This is a genomic window from Streptomyces sp. JLSY215 (genome assembly GCF_059682825.1).
Map to the genome: position 1 here is coordinate 1,590,577 of NZ_CM185022.1, position 17,137 is coordinate 1,607,713.

The following is a 17,137-nucleotide window of genomic DNA, read 5'->3' on the forward strand; positions in this document are numbered from 1 at the left end:
CCCGTCACCCCGCCAGTGCCCGGTCACCTTCCGGCAGGGCGCGCGGGGCGGCGACGCGTTCGGCGCGGGCCTCGGGGGTGTGGCGGTGGGCCGGGTCGCGGACCTCGCCGACCAGCATCTCCAGGACGTCCTCCAGGGCGACCAGGCCGAGCACCCGGCCGGTTCCGTCGGCGACCGCCGCCAGGTGGGAGGCGGCCCGGCGCATCGCCGTCAAGGCGTCGTCCAGGGGCAGCTCGGCGCGCAGGGTCGTCATCGGGTGCCAGATGCGCTGCGGGACCGCGCGGTCCCTGTCCTCCAGGTCCAGGACGTCCTTGACGTGGAGGTAGCCCATGTACGCGCCGCCGGGCGCACAGACCGGGAATCGGGAGTAGCCGGTTTTGACGGTCAGCTCCTCCACCTGGCGGGGCGTCACCGTCGGGTCGACGGTGATCAGGCCCGCCCGGTCCAGGAGGACGTCGGTGACGGGGCGGCTGCCGAGCTCCAGGGCGTCGGAGAGCCGTTCCTGCTCCTCCGGTTCGAGCAGGCCGGCCTGGCCGGAGTCCTCGACGAGATGGGTGAGCTGCTCGCTGGTGAAGACCGCCTCGACCTCGTCCTTGGGCTCGACGCGGAAGAGCCGCAGCACACCGTGGGCGCAGGCGCCGAGGAGCGCCGTGACCGGGCGGCACAGCCGGGCGAAGGCGACCAGGCCGGGGCTGAACCACAGGGCGGTCTTCTCGGGCGCCGCCATCGCCATGTTCTTGGGGACCATCTCGCCGATGACGAGGTGGAGGAAGACCACCAGCGCCAGGGCTATGACATAGCCGAGGGGGTGGATGAGGGCCTCGGGGAGGTGGATCGCCTCGAAGGCGGGCTCCAGGAGGCCGGCGACGGTCGGTTCGGCGACCGCGCCGAGGGTCAGGGAGCAGACGGTGATGCCGAACTGGGCGGCGGCCATCATCTGCGGGAGGTTCTCCAGGCCGTGCAGGACCTGTCGGGCCCGCTTGGAGCCGCCCGTCGCCAGCGGTTCGATCTGGCTGCGGCGCACGGAGACCAGGGCGAATTCGGCGCCGACGAAGAAGCCGTTGGCGAGCACGAGGAGTATCGCGAAGAAGAGCTGGGCCAAGGTCATCGGGCCGCCTCCGCGACGAGCGGGGCGGCGGCCGCGGCGGCGGGCGCCGCGGTGGGCACGGCCGTGCCGGTCCGTACGATCCTTATCCGCTCGGCGCGGTGGTGCGAGACCAGCCGGACCCGCAGCCGCCAGCCGTCGAGTTCGGCGGTGTCGCCGGGCGCCGGGATCCTGCCGAGTATGTGTGCCACCAGTCCTGCCACCGTCTCGTACGGGCCGTCGGGGGCCTCCAGGCCGATCCGCCGCAGCGTGTCCACGCGGCAGCCGCCGTCGGCGTCCCAGGACGGGCGGCCGTCCTCCGACGGGGCCTGGCCCAGTTCGGGCAGGTCCACCCCGTCGTGTTCGTCGCGGACCTCGCCGACCAGCTCCTCGATGATGTCCTCCAGGGTGACCACACCGGCCGTGCCGCCGTACTCGTCGACGACGACGGCGATCGGCTGTTCGCTGCGCAGCCGCTCCAGCAGCGGCTGCACCGGCAGCGTTTCGGGCACCAGCAGCGGCGGCACCGCGATCCGGGCGGCCGGGGTGCGCAGCCGCTCGTGCGCCGGGACGGCCAGCGCGTCCTTGAGGTGCACCATGCCGACGATCTCGTCGAGCCGGGTGCGGTAGACGGGGAAGCGGGACAGGCCGGTGGCGCGGGTGAGGTTCACCACGTCCTCGGCGGTCGCGGAGGCCTGCAGGGCGCTGACCCGGACGCGCGGTGTCATGACGTTCTCCGCGGTCAGGTCGCCGAGCGTGAGGGTGCGGACGAAGAGGTCCGCGGTGTCCTGTTCGATGGCGCCGGCCTGGGCGGAGTGCCGGGCGAGCGAGACCAGTTCCCCGGGCGTGCGGGCGGAGGCCAGCTCATCGGTCGGCTCCACGCCGAGCGCGCGGACGAGGCGGTTGGCGACGGTGTTGAGGAGGGTGATCACCGGGCGGAAGAACCGCGAGAAGGCGTTCTGCGGACCGGCGACGAAGCGCGCGACCTGGAGCGGTTTGGAGACCGCCCAGTTCTTGGGCACCAGCTCGCCGACGACCATCTGGACGCCGGAGGCCAGCAGCATGCCGAGGACGACGGCGACGCCCGGTGCCGCGGCCCGGGGCAGGCCGATGGCGCGCAGCGGGCCGTCCAGCAGCCCGGCCAGCGCGGGTTCGGCCAGCATGCCGACCACCAGGGAGGTGATCGTGATGCCCAGCTGGGTGCCGGAGAGCTGGAAGGAGAGCTCGCGGAGCGCGGAGACGACGGTCGCGGCGCGGCGGTCGCCGTCGGCCGCGGCACGCTCGGCGTCCGCCTTCTCGACGGTGACGAGGCCGAATTCCGCGGCGACGAAGAAGCCGTTGGCCAGGATCAGGACGAGGGCGGCCGCGAGCAGCAGCAAGGGGCCGGTCATGCCGCCGCCTCCGTGGTGTGCGGGGGTTGGGGAGGGGCGGCGCAGGTACTACAGGACGATCCGTCCATTGCCGGAGGGAGTCACTCCTCGGTTCGCAGGTTGCCCCTTGAGGGGCGGGACGCACGGCGCGTCCCGGAGAACAGAGTAAACAGCCGGGCCCGGATTAGGGCAGGCTCACCCGGCCATGTGGCCGTGGGTGCCGTGGTTCTCGGCGAGCTCGCGCAGCGCGCGGGCGTCACGGATGGCCGCTTCGCGGGCGATGCCGGGCTGGATGCCCATCGCGGGCAGGCTGGTGCCGTCGGCGAGGTCGAGATGGACCCAGGGGTCACCCTGGCGGAGGTTGACCCGCAGCACCTGGGCCCAGGCCAGTTCGCGCTTGGTGGTGAGGTTGACGACCGTGATGCCCTCCTGCCGCGCGACCACCTTGGGGCGGGCGAGCAGCAGGAGGACCGCCAGGACCAGCAGCCCCGTGCCGACGAAGCTCATGCGCTCGCCGCCGGTCAGCTTCGGCAGCAGGAACGCGATCGCCGTCAGGGCGGCGAGCTGGGCGATGCCGACGGTGTACAGGACGACCCGGGTACGGGCCGGCCGGAAGGTCACCGGGAGGCTGGGCGCGGCTTCGGGTGCGGAAACGGGCTCGGCGGACACGTCGTCGGTCTTCCGTCGTGGGCGGGGCGGCAGCGGTCAGAGCCGGCAGGCGTGGATGCCGGTGGTGAGGATCGCGCGGGCGCCGAGGTCGTAGAGCTCGTCCATGATGCGCTGGGCCTCCTTGGACGGGACCATGGAGCGGACCGCGACCCAGCCCTCGTGGTGCAGCGGGGAGACCGTGGGCGATTCCAGGCCCGGGGTGAGGGCGACGGCCTTCTCGACGTGCTCGACGCGGATGTCGTAGTCCATCATCACGTACCGGCGGGCCACCAGGACGCCCTGCATACGGCGCAGGAACTGGCGGACCTTCGGGTCGTCCTCGGGGGCGCCGGCGCGGCGGATGACCACCGCTTCCGAGGTGAGGATCGGCTCGCCGATGATCTCCAGGCCGGCGTTGCGCAGCGTGGTGCCGGTCTCCACGACATCGGCGATGATCTCGGCGACGCCGAGCTGGATGGCGGTCTCGACGGCGCCGTCGAGGTGGACGACGGAGGCGTCCACGCCGTTGTCGGCGAGGTGCTTGCCGACCAGGCCGGCGAAGGAGGTGGCGATCGTCATGCCGCCGAACTCGCTGACGTCCTTAGCCGTTCCCGGGCGGGTGGCGTAGCGGAACGTCGAGCCGGCGAAGCCGAGCTGCATGATCTCCTCGGCGTGCGAGCCGGAGTCCAGCAGCAGGTCGCGGCCGGTGATGCCGATGTCGAGCTTGCCGGAGCCGACGTAGACCGCGATGTCGCGCGGGCGCAGGAAGAAGAACTCGACCTCGTTCTCGGCGTCGACCAGGACCAGTTCCCTGCGGTCCTTGCGCTGGCGGTAGCCGGCCTCATGGAGCATCGCCGACGCAGGCTCGGACAGTGAACCCTTGTTGGGGACAGCGATGCGCAGCATGAGTGCAGGTTCCTTTGCAGGTGAAGGGAGTTGAGGTGGGAGCTGGGGGTGGATCAGAGGTGGGCGTAGACGTCGTCGAGGGAGATTCCCTTGGCGACCATCATCACCTGGAGGTGGTAGAGGAGCTGGGAGATCTCCTCGGCGGCGGCCTCGTCGGATTCGTACTCCGCGGCCATCCAGACCTCGGCGGCCTCTTCGACGACCTTCTTGCCGATCGTATGGACACCGGCCTGCACCAGCTCTGCGGTGCGGGAGGTGGCGGGGTCGCCGGTGGCGGCCTTCTGCTGGAGCTCGGCGAAGAGCTCCTCGAAAGTCTTCTTGGACATGGTGACGCCTACCCTACGCGGTCGCCCCGCCGCGTTCAGCGCCAGGGTTCGCTGACCGTGCGGAGCGTGGCGGCGGTGGCGACCGCCGCGGTGACCGCTTCGTGGCCCTTGTCCTCGGTGGATCCCTCGAGGCCGGCGCGGTCCAGGGCCTGCTGCTCGGTGTCGCAGGTCAGCACGCCGAAGCCGACGGGGACGCCGGTGTCCACGGAGACCTGGGTCAGGCCCTGGGTGACGCCCTGGCAGACGTAGTCGAAGTGCGGGGTGCCGCCCTTGATGACGACGCCGAGCGCGACCACCGCGTCATAGCCGCGGCCGGCCAGGACCTTGGCGACGACCGGGAGCTCGAAGGCGCCGGGGACCCGAAGCAGCGTCGGCTCGTCGATGCCGAGCTCGGTCAGGGCGCGCAGTGCGCCGTCCACCAGGCCGTCCATCACCTGCTCGTGCCACTGGGCGGCGATCACGGCCACCCGCAGGTCGCCACAGTTCTTCACGGTCAGTTCGGGTGCGCCCTTGCCGCTCACGGTTCTCCTCGTACGGGTGATGGGGTGGTGGTGTGCTGACTACTGGGTTGCTGGTGCCGCGGGGTGGTTACTGGTTGCCGCAGGTGGTCGCGTCGGCCGGGGGGCCGGCGTCGGCCGTGGTGCCCGCACCGGGCAGCCAGGGCAGGTCGTGGCCCATCCGGTCCCGCTTGGTGCGCAGATACCGCAGATTGTGTTCGCCGGCCTGGACGGGCATCGGCTCGCGGCCGGTGACCTTGAGGCCGTGCCGCACCAGGGCGGAGGTCTTGTCGGGGTTGTTGGTCATCAGGCGCAGCGAGCGCACGCCCAGGTCCTGGAGCATCTGCGCGCCCGCGGCGTAGTCGCGGGAGTCGGCGGGCAGCCCCAGTTCGAGGTTGGCGTCCAGGGTGTCGCGGCCGCGCTCCTGGAGTTCGTAGGCGCGCAGCTTGGACAGCAGGCCGATGCCGCGTCCCTCGTGGCCGCGGAGGTAGATCACGACGCCGCGGCCGGCCTCGGCGATGCGCTCCAGCGAGGCCTCCAGCTGGGGGCCGCAGTCGCAGCGCAGCGAGTGGAAGATGTCGCCGGTCAGGCACTCGGAGTGCATCCGGACCAGGACGTCCTCGCCGTCGCCGATGTCGCCGGCGACCAGCGCGACGTGCTCGACGCCGTCGACGGTGGAGCGGTAGCCGTGCGCGGTGTACTCGCCGTGGGCGGTGGGCAGCCGGGTGGTGGCCTCGCGGCGGACGGTGGGGGCGGAGGTGCGGCGGTAGGCGATGAGGTCCTCGATGGAGATGATCGCCAGGCCGTGCTTACGGGCGAACGGAACCAGCTCGGGCAGCCGCAGCATGGTGCCGTCCTCGCCGGCGATCTCCACGATGGCGGCGGCGGGGTGGAGTCCGGCGAGCCGGGCGAGGTCGACGCCGGCCTCGGTGTGGCCGTTGCGGACCAGGACGCCGCCGGGCTTGGCGCGCAGCGGGAAGATGTGGCCGGGCCGTACGAAGTCACCGGGCGTCGAGTCACCGGAGGCGAGCAGCCGCAGCGTGGTGGCGCGGTCGGCGGCGGAGATGCCGGTGGAGACGCCGTGTGCGGCGGTGGCGTCGACGGAGACGGTGAAGGCCGTCTTCATCGACTCGGTGTTGTTCTCGACCATCTGCGGGAGTGCGAGCCGGTCGAGTTCGGCGCCCTCCATGGGGGCGCAGATCAGGCCGCGGCACTCACTCATCATGAAGGCGACGATCTCGGGGGTGGCCTTCTCGGCCGCGATGACGAGGTCGCCCTCATTCTCGCGGTTCTCGTCGTCCACGACGACGACGGGACGGCCCGCGGCGATCTCGGCGATGGCCCGCTCCACGGGGTCCAGCGCCGGCGCACCGTCGCCCTCGGCGTCGTACCAGCTTTGCAGTGCGGTCATGCTCCTACCCCTTCGTTCGCTTCTCCGCCCACGCGGCGCAGAGGTGCGCCCTTCAGTGCTGTCCGCGACCCGGCGGCCGCGCGTGCTCCCCCAGCTCACGAGAGTGCTCCTTCCAGGACGGGGCGGGCGGCGGCCCGCGAGCGCACCCACCAGTCGCGCATGCCCCACGCGACGAGGGCGAGATAGACGACGTAGACGAGGCCGGAGAAGGCCAGGCCGCTGCTGAAGGCGAGCGGAACGCCGACGACATCGACCAGCAGCCAGGCGAACCAGAACTCCACCAGGCCGCGCGCCTGGGCGACCATCGCGGCGAGCGTGCCGATGAAGATGTAGGCGTCCGGCCAGGGGTTCCAGGACAGCTGCGGGAGCAGGGTGAACAGTCCGCCGACGGCGGCGGTGCCCAGCGCCGTACCGACGATCAGCAGGGCGCGCTCGCGGCCGCTGGCGAACCGTACGGCGATGGTGCCGTCCTGCGCCTGCTGCCGGCCGCGCTGCCACTGCCGCCAGCCCCACAGCGCCACGCCGATGACCAGGAGCTGCTTGCCGACGCCGCCGCTGAGGTGGGCGGAGGCGTAGGCGGCGACGAGGATGACGCCGGAGAGGAACTGGGCGGGCCAGGTCCATATGGACCGCCGCCAGCCGAGGGCGAGGGCCGCCAGGCCGATGGTGTTGCCGACCATGTCGGACCAGATGACGTGTTGTCCGAAGGCGGTGAAGGCCTCGCCGTTCAGCCAGTCGAGGGCGCTCAACGGTCCATCTCCTTGACTTCCTCGATGTCGTTGACGTCCTCGGAGCCCCGGCCGAGCAGCCGCTCGACGTACTTGGCGAGGACGTCGACCTCGAGGTTGACGGGGTCGCCGACGCCCTTGATGCCCAGGGTGGTCAGGTCGAGCGTGGTGGGGATGAGGCTGATGGTGAAGTAGTCGTCCGCCGCCTCGACGACGGTCAGGCTGACGCCGTCGACGGTGATGGAGCCCTTCTCGACGACATAGCGGGCGAGCGTGGCGGGCAGCGCGATCTTGACGATCTCCCAGTGCTCACCCGGGGTGCGCTCGACGATGGTGCCGGTGCCGTCGACGTGGCCCTGGACGAGATGCCCGCCGAGCCGTCCGCCGAGCGCCATCGGGCGTTCGAGGTTGACCCGCGAGCCGGCGGCCAGCGCGCCGAGGCTGGAGCGCTGGAGGGTCTCGGCCATCACATCGGCGGTGAATTCCCCGTTTTCCGTCGCCACGACGGTCAGACAGACGCCGTTGACGGCGATGGAGTCGCCGTGCTTGGCGTCCTCGGTGACGACGGGGCCGCGCAGTCGGAAACGGGAGCTGTCGCCGAGGTCCTCGACGGCGACGACCTCACCCAGTTCTTCGACGATTCCGGTGAACACTTCAGTTCTCCTCGTGGCGGGCATGCTCAGCAGGGGCATGGCGGATGGGGGTTGCGGTGATGCGCAGATCGGGGCCGAGCCGTTCGATGTCGGTCACGTCGAGCCGCAACGCCTGGGCGATGGTGGTGATTCCGGCGTCGCCGACGGCGGCCGGTCCGGCGCCGAGCAGCACCGGGGCGAGATAGCCGACGACCTTGTCGACGGCCTGTGCGGCGAGGAAGGCCCCGGCGAGCGTGGGCCCGCCTTCGAGGAGTACGGAGCGGACGTCCCGCTCGTACAGGGCCTTCAGCAGGGCGGGGATGTGCAGGCCGCGGCCCCCGGCGGCGCGGGGCAGCCGGACGATCGGGGCGAGGCCTTCGAGGTGGGCGGCATCGGCGTCCTCGGCGACCGCGATGAGAGTGGGGGCGGTGCCGTCCAGGACGCGGGCGCCGGCCTTGACGGCGGTGGCACCGGAGTCGACGACGACCCGCAGCGGCTGGCTGATCTCGTCGTCGGCGAGTCCGGCGATCCGGGCGCCGAGCTGGGGGTCGTCGGCGCGGGCGGTGCCGGAGCCGACGATGACGGCGTCCGCGGCGGCGCGCAGCCGGTGGACGTCGGCGCGCGAGGCGGGCGAGGAGATCCAGCGGCTGGTGCCGTCGGCGGCGGCGATCCGGCCGTCGAGGGTGGCGGCGTACTTCCACAGCACGAACGGGCGGTGGCGCAGGACGGAGGTCAGCCAGGCCTCGTTGCCGGCCGCCGCCTCGTCCGCGAGGAGTCCGCCCTCGACGTCGATGCCGGCCGCGGCCAGGGTGACGGCGCCGCCGGTGGCGGCCGGGTTGGGGTCGGCGACGGCGTAGACGACCCGGGCGACCCCGGCGTCGATGAGCGCCTGGGCGCAGGGGCCGGTGCGGCCGGTGTGGTTGCAGGGTTCGAGGGTGACCAGTGCGGTGCCGCCGCGGGCCCGCTCGCCCGCCGCGCGCAGCGCGTGGACCTCGGCGTGCGGTCCCCCGGCCCGCTGGTGCCAGCCCTCGCCGGCCGTACGGCCGTGGGAGTCCAGGACGACACAGCCGACAACCGGGTTGGGGCTGGTGTGCCCGAGGCCGCGCGCGGCGAGCTCAATGGCCCGGCGCATCGCCGCACTCTCGTCGGGGGCTGCGGTGGCCACCGGGTCCTCCTGCCTCTTCGGGCACGGACTCCGGGGCTGTCTGGACGACAGAAGCGGGAACGACGCCACGGGGACACCGCGGCCGGAAAAAAAGGGGCTCGCCGGGATACGACCCGACGCGCCGCCGACGGCGGTGTACCGAAGCTCGCCCGCCGCGCACTGCCTCCCATCCGGACTTTCACCGTCGGTGCAGGAATTTCACCTGCTCAACCGGCCGCTGGCTGCGGACGGGTCGCGGACTGTTACCGCCGGTTCGGAATTACACCGACCCCGGAGTGCGCTGCTGCTCTTATGTCAGTACAGCTTCAGTCTGCCACGGCTGATCGTCGGCCATGCGGGCGAGGGCCTGTGGGGTGGCTCACAGGACGCGGCGCGCGTCGGGTGTCACGGACGGCCCGGCCGTCTCGTCACAGTGGGAACTGTAGGCACCTGCGCACACAAGGACTGATTCCGCGATGGCGACAATTCTGGTGACCGGCGGCACGGGCACGCTCGGGCGGATCCTGGTCGACCGGCTGCTCGGCGACGGCCACGACGTACGGTCGCTGAGCAGGCGGCCGCACACCGGCCGCGGGCGGCACGGGCTGCGGGGGTACGCGGTCGATCTGCGCGACGGCACCGGGCTGGACGAGGCGGTGGCGGGGGTGGACGCGATCGTGCACTGCGCCTCGTCGCCGGCCGGCGGGGACACCGAGGCGGCGGGGCGGCTGATCGACGCGGCGAAGGCGGCGGCCGTACCCCATCTGGTCTACATCTCCATCGTCGGCGTGGACCGGGTCCCGATGCGCTACTACCGCGCCAAGCTCGCGGTGGAGCGGCTGATCGAGGACTCCGGGCTCGGCTGGAGCGTGCTGCGCACCACGCAGTTCCACGATCTGGTGCTCGGGGTGATCAAGGCGGGGGCGCGGTCGCCGGTGCTGCCGGTGCCGGTGGGCGTGCGGGTGCAGCCGGTCGAGGTGGCCGAGGTGGCCGCCCGGCTGGCCGATCTGGCGGCCGGTGCGCCGGCCGGGCGGGTGGCCGACCTCGGCGGCCCCGAGGTGCTGTCGGCCCGGGACCTGGTGCGCGCCACTTTGGAGGCGGGCGGGCGGCGCCGGCTGCGGATGCCGCTGTGGCTGCCGGGCCGGACGTTCGCGGCGCTGCGGCGGGGCGGGATCCTCGCGCCGGAACACGCGGACGGGCGGCGGACGTACGCGGAGTTCCTGGCGGCGCGGGCCGGGGGCGGGGCGGGCCGGTGACGGGCGGTTCCGGGCGCTGCCGGGGCTCCGTGTCCGGGGAGGCGGCGCCCCGTGAGCGCGCCGCGGTGCCGCCGCCGTGGCGGCCGGGCGGCGGCTCAGCCCGTCGGCGCGAACAGGGCGTTCTGAGCGGCGTCGCGTGCGGCGTGCACCGCGCCGAGCAGTACCGCCCGCCCGCCGACCGTGCCCGCACGGACCTCGGTGCGCAGCGGGGAGAGGCGGGCGAGGCGCTCGGCGACGCGCTCGGCGAGCGCCTCGCCGCCGGCCCGGCCGATCTCGCCGCCGAGGACGACACACCCGGGGTCGAGTACGGCGCAGACCGCCGCCACGCCGAGGACGATCCGCGCGGCGAGCGCATCGAGGAAGGCGGCGTGGGCGGCGTGGGCGGCGTGTCCCCCGGACACCGCGGTCCGTACGAGGGCCTCGGCGGGCGGGGCATCCGCGGAGACGGCCCCGGCCGGGGCCGTCTCCCGCACCAGGCCGTGTTCCGCCGCCAGCGCACAGATCGCGGCGGAACCCGCCAGCGAGTGGAAGCCCCCGTCGCAGCCGTTCGCGGAGGGCAGCGCGTCGGTGCCGGGGACGGGCAGGAAGCCGATCTCGCCGGTGCCGCCCGAGGCGCCGCGGCGCAGGGCGCCGTCCAGGACCACGGCGGCACCGGTGCCGTGCCCGAGCCAGAGCAGGACGAAGGTGTCGCGGTCGCGGGCCGCGCCGTCGCGCTGTTCGGCGATGGCGGCGAGGTTGACCTCGTTCTCCAGCAGGACGGCCGAGGGGCGGCGGTCGCGGAGCGCGCCGACCAGGGCGAGGTGCCAGGGCGGGATCCAGTCGTTGCCGCCGAGTCTGCCGGTGGCGGGGTCGACCAGGCCGGGGGCGCCGACGGCGAGGGTGTGCGGGTGGGTGGCGCCCGCCGCGCCGAGGGCCTGGTCCACGGCGGCGAGGGCGGTCGCGACGGCGGTTTCGGGCGTGTCGTCGGGGCCGAGGGGAACGGTGCGTTCGGCGTGTACCCGGCCCAGGAGGTCGGCGACGGCGAGGGTGGCGCTGTGGGTGCGCAGATCGAGGCCGACCAGATGGGCCCGGTCGGCGACGATGCCGTAGAGCCTCGCATTGGGTCCGCGCCGCTGTGCGCCGCTCTCGCCGACCACGGAGATCAGCCCGGCCTCCTGGAGGCGCTCGACCAGATCGGCCACGGTCGGGCGGGACAGCCCGGTCAGCGATTTGAGCTGACCCGCCGTCAACGGGCCCTCGGACTGCAGGAGTTGGAGGGCCAGCCGGTCGTTGATCCGCCGTGCGGTGGCCGGTGAGGCGGTGCGCCCTGCGGCCGGCGCGCGCAATGCTTCCATGGCTGGATCCTTTCATCCGTGCGGATCACCGACGGGACAGCCTCTTATTAACAGGCAGGCTTCCTGATAATTTACCCCGCATGGTCGGCAACGGCGTCCCCGGCGCCCCCACCCCGCCCCCCGTCAACGGGCCGCGCCGCGCGCGGTGGGCCCTCGCCCTCGTCTTCCTCGTCCACGGCGCGGTCACCGGCAACTTCGCCACCCGCGTCCCCTGGATCCAGGACCACACCGCCCTCACCCCGGGCCTGCTCGGCCTGGCCCTCGCCTTCCCCGCCATCGGCGCATCCCTGGCCATGCCGCTGGCCGGACGGATCAGCCACCGCCTCGGCGCCCGCACCGCGCTGCGCCTCCTGCTCGCCCTGTGGACCCTCTCCCTGGCCCTGCCCGCCCTCTCCCCCGACCTGTACGTGCTGTGCTCCGCGCTGCTGATCTACGGCGCGACCTCCGGCATGGCGGACGTCGCCATGAACGCGCTGGGCGTGCAGACCGAGGACCGGCTCGGCAGGCCGATCATGTCGGGGCTGCACGGCATGTGGAGCGCGGGCGCGCTGCTGGGCTCGGCGGCCGGCACCGTCGCCGCGCACACCGGGGCGGACGCCCGGCTCCATCTGGGCGGCGCCGCGCTGGTGCTGACGCTCCTGGGCGCCGCCGCCTGCCAGGGCGTACCGGATCTGCGCAGCGCCCCCGAGGAGCATCCGCCGCCGCGCTTCGCGCTGCCGCCCAGATCCGCGCTGCTCATCGGCGCCATGGGCTTCTGCGCGGTCTTCGCGGAGGGCGCGAGCCTGGACTGGTCGGCGGTCCATCTCCGGGACCGGCTGGGCACGGACGCGGGCCTGGCGGCCGCGTCGACCACCGCCTTCGCCTGCACGATGGCCGTCGCGCGGCTGGCCGGCGACAAGGTGGTGGCCCGCTTCGGGGCGGTGCGCACGGTGCGCGGCGGCGGCATCCTGGCGACGGCCGGCGGCCTGCTGATCGTGGCCGCCCGGCATCCGGCGCCGGCGATGGCCGGCTTCGCCCTGATGGGCCTGGGCATAGCGGTCGTGGTCCCACTGGCCTTCGCGGCCGCGGCCCGCAGCGGCCCGGCCCCCAGCCAGGCCATCGCGGGCGTCGCCACGATCACCTACACCTCGGGGCTGATCGCCCCGTCCGCGATCGGCTCGATCGCCCAGGCGTCCTCGCTGACGGTCTCGTTCGCGCTGGTCACGGCGTTGGCGGCGGGGCTGGTGGTGGGGGCGCGGGTGCTGCGGGTGCCGGGGCGCGCGACGCACAAAACGGTGGCCGCCCCCGCGACCGATCTGGAACGCTCCTGACCGGTGCGGCAACCGGCGCCGCACCGGCCACCCGTCCGGAGCCCCGATGACCGACCCGCCCGCACCCGCAGCGCGCCGCTTTCCGCCGTACCGGATGTCCGGGGTGCGCATCGTCCACGTCGGCAACGGCGGATGCGGCGGACCCCATGCGGTGTGCACCGTGGACTTCGACCCGCTGCCCGACGACGAGTTCGCGCCGGCCGTCGTCGACTGGGCCGAGCGCGACCGGCGGCGGAATCCGGAGAACTGGCTGCCCGGCGACCTGGCACAGGCACTGGAGCGGGGCATCAGGGCGGCGCTCGACGATCTGCCCCAGGGGGTACGGGCGGCCGCCTGGTGCACCGTCACCCAGGTCCACTGGCACGAGGTCGACTCCCGTGCCCGCGCCTTCGAGCAGGCCGGAGCGATGGCCGTACGGCAGGCGCTGCGCCTCTGCGGCCTCGCCGGCCCGGTCGCGGGCGGCGCACGCAGAAAACGCCTCGCGGCACCCCCCACCGGCCTGAAACGCTCGCGGGCGGCACGGTGACCGCCACCGCGCCGGTGACCTTCCGGGAGCCCCTGTGACCACCCGTCCCGCGCAGCCGGTCCGCCGCTTCCCCCCGCATCCGGTGCGGGAGGTGTCCGTCCACCACATCCGTCAGACCTCGTGCGGCGGTCCGTTCGCGATCATCGGCGTGGACTTCGAGCCGCTGCCCGACGGCGCCGGCGCGCCGGTCGTCGTCGAGTGGCCGGTGGACGACCGGCAGGAGTTCCGGGACCGGCTCCGCGCCTGGCCCGAGGACCGGGAGTGGGTCGGTCTGCTGAAGGAGGCGTTGGAGCGCGGTATCCGGGAGGCCCTCGGCGCACTGCCGCCGGACGTCCGGCCGGCCGTCCGGTGCGCGGTCACCGACCTGCGCTGGCACCCGGTGGACACCAGCGAGCGAGGGTTCCAGGAGGCCGGCGGGATGGCCGTGGCGCGGGCCCGGCACCGCTGCGGCATGTGACGCGGGCGCCGCAGCCCGCGGCTCAGGCCGCTTCCGCCGCCGTCTCCGGGCGCCGCAGCCCGTCCGCTATCGCGCGGGCCCGGTCCGACCACGGGGTGGGGCGCAGCGTCCCGGAGTCGACGCGGACGAGCACCCGGTGGCCCTGGGCGTAGGTCTCGGCGCCGTCGGCCGAGCAGATCCGGAAGCCGTAGGTCAGGCCCGTACGGCCGAGGCGCTCGACCCACAGGTGGACGGCGTAGCGGCCGGCACGGGTGACCGGGCGCTCGTAGGACACGCGCATCTCCTTGATGACGTTGCACATGTCACCCGCGGCGGCCCAGTCGCCGTCGAAGCCGAAGCCGTGGCCGTGCCAGTACTCGCCCCAGGCGCGCTCGGCCAGCAGCGGGTAGCGGGAGTTGTGGAGCATGCCGAGCGCGTCGAGGTCGTCGAAGTGGACGGTGACGGGGACCAGTTGGCCGTACGGGACGGGGTGGGCGGCCTGGAGGGCTTCGACGCTCACGGGTGGTGCTCCTGAAGTTCTTGTGACGCGGTGCGGGCGGGACTCGGATCCATCGTAAGCGGCCGCTTAGTACAGGTTCTCCGGCGGGATGCGAAACTGCTCTGTCCTCACCGTTCGGAGAAGTGGAGCAGTCATGGGCCTCGGTGTGCGCTGGACCGTGCACGGCGACGGGCGCAACCCGGCCCCAGGGGCCGTGGTCAGACCGGATGAGCGGCTGTCCTGGCCGCGGACCGCCGGCCTGGGTGCGCAGCATGTCGTGGCGATGTTCGGGGCGAGTTTCGTCTCGCCCGTGCTGATGGGTCTCGACCCGAACCTCGCCATCATGATGTCCGGCGTGGCGACGGCCATCTTCCTGCTCGCCACCCGCGGCCGGGTGCCCTCGTACCTGGGCTGTTCGCTGTCGTTCGTCGGCGTCGCGGCCGTCATCCGCGCGCAGGGCGGCACCAGCGCGACCGTCACCGGGGCGGTCCTCGTCGTCGGCGTCGCGCTGTTCCTGGTGGGGGTGGCGGTCCAGCGGTTCGGGGCGCGGATCATCCATGCCGTGATGCCGCCGGTGGTCACCGGCGCGGTGGTGATGCTGATCGGCTTCAACCTGGCGCCGGTGACGGCGAGTACGTACTGGCCGCAGGACCAGTGGGTGGCGCTGCTGACCATGCTGGTCACCGGGCTGTTCGTGGTCTGTCTGCGCGGGTTCTGGTCGCGGATCGCGATCTTCCTCGGGCTGGTCTTCGGCTATGCCGTCTCCTGGGTCTTCGACCGGGTCTTCGGACAGATCCACTCCGTCAACGGGGCGGGGAAGGTCGCCGACCACTGGCGGCTGGACTTCTCCGCCGTCGGCTCGGCCGACTGGATCGGCCTGCCGTCCTTCCACGGGCCCACCTTCCAGTGGTCGGCGATCCTGGTGGCGCTGCCCGTCGTGATCGCGCTGGTCGCCGAGAACGCCGGACACGTCAAGGCGGTCGGCGAGATGACCGGCGACCCGCTCGACGACGAGCTGGGCACCGCGATCTCCGCGGACGGCGCCGCCTCGATCCTCTCCACCGCGGTCGGCGGCCCGCCCAACACCACGTACTCCGAGAACATCGGCGTCATGGCGGCCACCCGGGTCTACTCCACCGCGGCCTACTGGGCGGCGGCCGGTTTCGCGCTGCTCTTCGGCCTGTGCCCGAAGTTCGGCGCGGTGGTGGCCGCGATCCCCGGCGGCGTGCTGGGCGGGATCACCGTCATCCTGTACGGCATGATCGGCCTGCTCGGCGCCCAGATCTGGGTCCACAACAAGGTGGACCTGCGCAATCCGCTCCACCTCGTACCGGTCGCCGCGGGCATCATCATCGGCGTCGGCGGCGTCAGCCTGCGCATCAGCGACAACTTCGAGCTCGGCGGTATCGCGCTGGGCACCATCGTGGTCCTCGTCGGCTATCACGTCCTGCGCGCCCTGGCTCCCGCGCATCTCAAGACGCAGGCCCCGCTGCTGGACGAGGGCACCTCCGCGTACGGCGACAGCACGGACGGCGGGACGGACGGGACGACGGACGGGAAGACGGACGGCGGGACGGACGGGAAGAGCGGGCCGGGCGGCCGCTGACGACGCGGCGCGCGCTCCGGCCCGCTCCGGCCCGGCCGGTCAGCCGAGGTGCTTCACGGCCTCGTAGTACGTCCAGGCCAGCGCGTCGCAGGAGCCTTTCTTGGCGCCGGAGTAGCGCGCGCAGACCCGCTTCAGATCGGCATACAGCGCACTGTCGAGCCGCGCTTTATTGGCGTCGAAAGTGCCCGCTTTCTTGTAGTTGCGGTAGCCGAAGTCATGCCGGGCACAGGAGATCTCGAAGGGAAAGCCGAAGGGATTGTCGGGCGACTTCGAGCAATAGTCGGTGGACCAGTCGAAGTCGTATGCGGACCATTTCGCCTGATCTCCGCGGGCCGCCACCCAGTTGTTGTAGCTGCTCGCGTCGGTCTGGGTCCAACCGGCGAGTATGCGCGGTTTGTCGGCGGGTGCGGCCTGCGCCGGGGCCGCCCCCGCCGACAGCGTCAACGCGGCGAGGAGGGGGACGGACAGGGCTGCGGCAAGCCTTCGGGACATGGCAACGACCTCCGGAATTCGGCACCGCGTGGGCTGCGGTGGCTCCTGGGGAGGACGCCAAAGTATGTGGTTTTCCAGGGCAGTTGACGCTCTTTAAGGCTCAGCCTAAAAGCACAAGTGGGCGCGCCCGCGATTACCCCGATCAGGTCATCGGCACACGGCAAAGGCCGCATTTCCGGGCGCCGCTGGCACGCTGAGCGGATGACGACGACTCAGCCGCGCGAAAATCCGCCGGGATCCGCGACGGCGGCGGATGTGGGTGCGGTACTGGCGCGGATGCGGGACCTGGACGCGGCGCTGCCCGCCGAGGACGGGGTGGCCGTCTTCAACCGCGTCTATCTGACCGTCACCGAAGCGGTGGCGAAAGGGATCGGGGACGGCGCGTTCGCGGACCCGGTGGCCGCGGGCGAGCTGGACATCCGCTTCGCCCGGCGCTACTTCCTCGCGGTGGACGCGGCCGCCGCGGGCCGGCGCCCACCCGCCTGCTGGCGCCCGCTGTTCCAGCTGCGCCGGCATCCCGGCATCCACCCGCTGCAGTTCGCGCTCGCCGGGATCAATGCGCACATCGGGCACGACCTGGCGCTGGCGGTGGTGGACACCTGCCGGGCGCTGGAGTGCGAACCGCCCGCCCTGGAAGGGGACTTCGACCGTATCGGGACGGTCCTGACCGGGCTCGAGGAGCGGATCCGGGAGAGCCTGATGCCCGGCCCCGACCTGCTGGACATCGCCGATCCGCTCACCCATCTCGCCGGTTCCTGGAGCCTGGAGCGGGCGCGGGACGCCGCCTGGGCCGCGGCCCGGATGATGTGGGGCGCGCGCCGGCTGCCCGAGATGGCCGAGGAGTTCGCCGAGGGGCTGGACGCGAGCGTGGGGCTGGTGGGCCGGTGTCTGCTCACGCCGCTCAATTAGCACCGCCGGGGTGCCGCCGCATC

General features: G+C 73.0%; 19 protein-coding genes and 1 riboswitch. Of the genes, 6 read left to right on the forward strand and 13 right to left on the reverse strand.

Going from position 1 to position 17,137, the window contains the following annotated elements:
• Window positions 1–4: 4 nt before the first annotated feature.
• The 10 genes from AC5677_RS07105 to ribD all read right to left on the reverse strand — a co-directional run bounded on the left by AC5677_RS07105 (window position 5) and on the right by ribD (window position 8,734).
• Entirely contained in the window at window positions 5–1,108 is a 1,104-nt protein-coding gene (locus AC5677_RS07105) for a hemolysin family protein (protein WP_497194159.1), read from the reverse strand.
• Complete coding sequence (locus AC5677_RS07110) at window positions 1,105–2,475, reverse strand: hemolysin family protein (protein WP_497194160.1); 1,371 nt, start codon at window positions 2,473–2,475, stop codon at window positions 1,105–1,107. The genes AC5677_RS07105 and AC5677_RS07110 overlap by 4 nt, the downstream gene beginning before the upstream one ends.
• 174 nt (window positions 2,476–2,649) lie before the next feature.
• Window positions 2,650–3,123 carry a PH domain-containing protein gene (locus AC5677_RS07115; protein ID WP_497194161.1) on the reverse strand — a complete coding sequence of 158 codons (474 nt, stop codon included), beginning with the start codon at window positions 3,121–3,123 and terminating at the stop codon, window positions 2,650–2,652.
• A 36-nt stretch (window positions 3,124–3,159) separates the two neighbouring features.
• On the reverse strand, window positions 3,160–4,008 hold the full coding sequence (hisG, locus tag AC5677_RS07120) for an ATP phosphoribosyltransferase (RefSeq protein WP_497194162.1): 849 nt from the start codon (window positions 4,006–4,008) through the stop codon (window positions 3,160–3,162).
• A 53-nt stretch (window positions 4,009–4,061) separates the two neighbouring features.
• Window positions 4,062–4,334, reverse strand: coding sequence for a phosphoribosyl-ATP diphosphatase (locus AC5677_RS07125; RefSeq protein WP_046929067.1), 273 nt, complete (start codon window positions 4,332–4,334; stop codon window positions 4,062–4,064).
• A 35-nt stretch (window positions 4,335–4,369) separates the two neighbouring features.
• Complete coding sequence (gene ribH, locus AC5677_RS07130; RefSeq protein WP_497194163.1) at window positions 4,370–4,855, reverse strand: 6,7-dimethyl-8-ribityllumazine synthase; 486 nt, start codon at window positions 4,853–4,855, stop codon at window positions 4,370–4,372.
• Between the two features lie 67 nt (window positions 4,856–4,922).
• Window positions 4,923–6,242: a bifunctional 3,4-dihydroxy-2-butanone-4-phosphate synthase/GTP cyclohydrolase II gene (locus tag AC5677_RS07135; RefSeq protein ID WP_497194164.1), complete on the reverse strand. Its 1,320-nt coding sequence runs from the start codon at window positions 6,240–6,242 to the stop codon at window positions 4,923–4,925.
• Window positions 6,243–6,337: 95 nt separating this feature from the next.
• Window positions 6,338–6,991: a nicotinamide mononucleotide transporter family protein gene (locus AC5677_RS07140; RefSeq protein ID WP_497194165.1), complete on the reverse strand. Its 654-nt coding sequence runs from the start codon at window positions 6,989–6,991 to the stop codon at window positions 6,338–6,340.
• Window positions 6,988–7,623 (reverse strand): riboflavin synthase, encoded by a 636-nt coding sequence (locus AC5677_RS07145; protein ID WP_497194166.1) that lies wholly within the window; start codon window positions 7,621–7,623, stop codon window positions 6,988–6,990. The genes AC5677_RS07140 and AC5677_RS07145 overlap by 4 nt, the downstream gene beginning before the upstream one ends.
• Window position 7,624: 1 nt before the next feature.
• Window positions 7,625–8,734: a bifunctional diaminohydroxyphosphoribosylaminopyrimidine deaminase/5-amino-6-(5-phosphoribosylamino)uracil reductase RibD gene (gene ribD, locus AC5677_RS07150; protein ID WP_497196534.1), complete on the reverse strand. Its 1,110-nt coding sequence runs from the start codon at window positions 8,732–8,734 to the stop codon at window positions 7,625–7,627.
• A gap of 185 nt (window positions 8,735–8,919) precedes the next feature.
• Window positions 8,920–9,050, reverse strand: a riboswitch (FMN riboswitch).
• 172 nt (window positions 9,051–9,222) lie between these two features.
• Between ribD and AC5677_RS07155 the strand changes: the two genes are divergently transcribed.
• Complete coding sequence (locus AC5677_RS07155) at window positions 9,223–10,002, forward strand: SDR family oxidoreductase (protein WP_497194167.1); 780 nt, start codon at window positions 9,223–9,225, stop codon at window positions 10,000–10,002.
• A gap of 95 nt (window positions 10,003–10,097) precedes the next feature.
• Here the strand turns inward: AC5677_RS07155 and AC5677_RS07160 are convergent, their stop codons facing one another.
• The gene (locus tag AC5677_RS07160; protein WP_497194168.1) at window positions 10,098–11,336 is read right to left on the reverse strand and encodes an ROK family transcriptional regulator; all 1,239 of its coding nucleotides are present in this window, start codon (window positions 11,334–11,336) and stop codon (window positions 10,098–10,100) included.
• Window positions 11,337–11,416: 80 nt separating this feature from the next.
• Here AC5677_RS07160 and AC5677_RS07165 point away from each other — a divergent pair, with 80 nt between their 5' ends.
• Genes AC5677_RS07165 through AC5677_RS07175 form a run of 3 tightly spaced genes read left to right on the forward strand, consistent with a single transcriptional unit; the run spans window position 11,417 to window position 13,629 of the window.
• Window positions 11,417–12,646, forward strand: a complete 1,230-nt coding sequence (locus AC5677_RS07165) for an MFS transporter (RefSeq protein ID WP_497194169.1) — start codon at window positions 11,417–11,419, stop codon at window positions 12,644–12,646.
• A gap of 46 nt (window positions 12,647–12,692) precedes the next feature.
• On the forward strand, window positions 12,693–13,172 hold the full coding sequence (locus AC5677_RS07170; RefSeq protein WP_497194170.1) for a hypothetical protein: 480 nt from the start codon (window positions 12,693–12,695) through the stop codon (window positions 13,170–13,172).
• A 34-nt stretch (window positions 13,173–13,206) separates the two neighbouring features.
• Complete coding sequence (locus AC5677_RS07175) at window positions 13,207–13,629, forward strand: hypothetical protein (protein ID WP_497194171.1); 423 nt, start codon at window positions 13,207–13,209, stop codon at window positions 13,627–13,629.
• 22 nt (window positions 13,630–13,651) lie between these two features.
• Here AC5677_RS07175 and AC5677_RS07180 read toward each other — a convergent pair whose 3' ends face one another.
• A complete protein-coding gene (locus tag AC5677_RS07180) occupies window positions 13,652–14,128 on the reverse strand; it encodes an acyl-CoA thioesterase (protein ID WP_497194172.1) in 477 nt (158 codons plus the stop codon).
• Between the two features lie 133 nt (window positions 14,129–14,261).
• On the opposite strand from AC5677_RS07180, the gene AC5677_RS07185 reads away from it, so the two are divergent.
• Window positions 14,262–15,713: a uracil-xanthine permease family protein gene (locus AC5677_RS07185; protein ID WP_497194173.1), complete on the forward strand. Its 1,452-nt coding sequence runs from the start codon at window positions 14,262–14,264 to the stop codon at window positions 15,711–15,713.
• Between the two features lie 39 nt (window positions 15,714–15,752).
• On the opposite strand, the gene AC5677_RS07190 is transcribed toward AC5677_RS07185, so the two are convergent.
• Window positions 15,753–16,205 carry a phospholipase gene (locus AC5677_RS07190; RefSeq protein WP_497194174.1) on the reverse strand — a complete coding sequence of 151 codons (453 nt, stop codon included), beginning with the start codon at window positions 16,203–16,205 and terminating at the stop codon, window positions 15,753–15,755.
• A gap of 201 nt (window positions 16,206–16,406) precedes the next feature.
• On the opposite strand from AC5677_RS07190, the gene AC5677_RS07195 reads away from it, so the two are divergent.
• The gene (locus tag AC5677_RS07195; RefSeq protein ID WP_497194175.1) at window positions 16,407–17,114 is read left to right on the forward strand and encodes a DUF5995 family protein; all 708 of its coding nucleotides are present in this window, start codon (window positions 16,407–16,409) and stop codon (window positions 17,112–17,114) included.
• Window positions 17,115–17,137: the final 23 nt, after the last annotated feature.

Bases quoted from the DNA above. Each gene is read 5' to 3' on its own strand.
- AC5677_RS07105 (WP_497194159.1), bottom strand. From the start codon at position 1,108: ATGACCTTGGCCCAGCTCTTCTTCGCGATACTCCTCGTGCTCGCCAAC.
- AC5677_RS07110 (WP_497194160.1), bottom strand. From the start codon at position 2,475: ATGACCGGCCCCTTGCTGCTGCTCGCGGCCGCCCTCGTCCTGATCCTG.
- hisG (WP_497194162.1), bottom strand. From the start codon at position 4,008: ATGCTGCGCATCGCTGTCCCCAACAAGGGTTCACTGTCCGAGCCTGCG.
- AC5677_RS07125 (WP_046929067.1), bottom strand. From the start codon at position 4,334: ATGTCCAAGAAGACTTTCGAGGAGCTCTTCGCCGAGCTCCAGCAGAAG.
- AC5677_RS07135 (WP_497194164.1), bottom strand. From the start codon at position 6,242: ATGACCGCACTGCAAAGCTGGTACGACGCCGAGGGCGACGGTGCGCCG.
- ribD (WP_497196534.1), bottom strand. From the start codon at position 8,734: ATGCGCCGGGCCATTGAGCTCGCCGCGCGCGGCCTCGGGCACACCAGC.
- AC5677_RS07155 (WP_497194167.1), top strand. From the start codon at position 9,223: ATGGCGACAATTCTGGTGACCGGCGGCACGGGCACGCTCGGGCGGATC.
- AC5677_RS07160 (WP_497194168.1), bottom strand. From the start codon at position 11,336: ATGGAAGCATTGCGCGCGCCGGCCGCAGGGCGCACCGCCTCACCGGCC.
- AC5677_RS07165 (WP_497194169.1), top strand. From the start codon at position 11,417: ATGGTCGGCAACGGCGTCCCCGGCGCCCCCACCCCGCCCCCCGTCAAC.
- AC5677_RS07170 (WP_497194170.1), top strand. From the start codon at position 12,693: ATGACCGACCCGCCCGCACCCGCAGCGCGCCGCTTTCCGCCGTACCGG.
- AC5677_RS07185 (WP_497194173.1), top strand. From the start codon at position 14,262: ATGGGCCTCGGTGTGCGCTGGACCGTGCACGGCGACGGGCGCAACCCG.
- AC5677_RS07190 (WP_497194174.1), bottom strand. From the start codon at position 16,205: ATGTCCCGAAGGCTTGCCGCAGCCCTGTCCGTCCCCCTCCTCGCCGCG.
- AC5677_RS07195 (WP_497194175.1), top strand. From the start codon at position 16,407: ATGACGACGACTCAGCCGCGCGAAAATCCGCCGGGATCCGCGACGGCG.